Raw genomic sequence first — 766 nt, forward strand, 5'->3', positions numbered from 1 at the left:
GCCTTTTTCACAAATATAAAGCAATCCCGATGGGATTACCCAAAACTGTGCATTAAATGTTCAAAAAGTCTTTCCATTGCTCAATCAGTGCTACAAAGTCTTCAATGCCGCAGCTTGCTGTACTCTCTGCATCATAGAAATCGAACTCACTTTCCATCTCTACATCGTAATCGTGCGATAGAGCGTTCTCCTGCACCAGAACTTCATCCCCTTGAATCATCAAGCTGATCTCAGTGCCTGTTAAAGTATACTCTTGAGAAGGAAGAGAAAACGCCTTATCAATTAAGGCTTCTACTTGAGCAATCTTCACTGGATCTTTTCCGATTTCTTCTTGTAACCAGCGCCCTACGATCTCATGCCCCATGCTGCATTTTACGTAGTACTCGCCCATCAACGTATTACGGATGAATTCAAATTCCATCGAGGTTGCCTTTTCGTATCGATTTGGTGCGGAGTATAACGAATTACGTCCATAAAAAAAGCACCTCAAGTGAGGTGCTTTTCGTCGTTTAGCTTTGCTTATGCTGGCTCTTGGAAGATAACTTCATCAGCTTTCTTGGTGTACTGTTCCATTTTATGGAAGTTCAAGTAGCGGTAAGTATCTGTTGCCGTTGCGTCGATTTGCTTCGCGTATTCTAGGTATTCTTCTTTGGTTGGAATCTTACCTAGGATTGCACCTACTGCCGCTAACTCCGCAGAAGATAGGTAAACATTCGCGCCAGTACCTAGACGGTTCGGGAAGTTACGCGTAGACGTAGACATGACT

2 protein-coding genes are annotated in these 766 nt (G+C 43.3%); both read right to left on the bottom strand.

Going from position 1 to position 766, the window contains the following annotated elements; translation table 11 throughout:
- Positions 1-52: 52 nt before the first annotated feature.
- On the bottom strand, positions 53-421 hold the full coding sequence (locus R8O11_RS27045; RefSeq protein WP_229612616.1) for a YacL family protein: 369 nt from the start codon (positions 419-421) through the stop codon (positions 53-55).
- 98 nt (positions 422-519) lie between these two features.
- Positions 520-766 (bottom strand): hypothetical protein (locus tag R8O11_RS27050; protein WP_318194853.1); only part of this gene is annotated, 247 nt, incomplete at its 5' end.

It is taken from the genome of Vibrio sp. 1288, from assembly GCF_033344475.1.

Coding starts and splice junctions, on each gene's coding strand:
- R8O11_RS27045 (WP_229612616.1), bottom strand. CDS start 421: ATGGAATTTGAATTCATCCGTAATACGTTGATGGGCGAGTACTACGTA.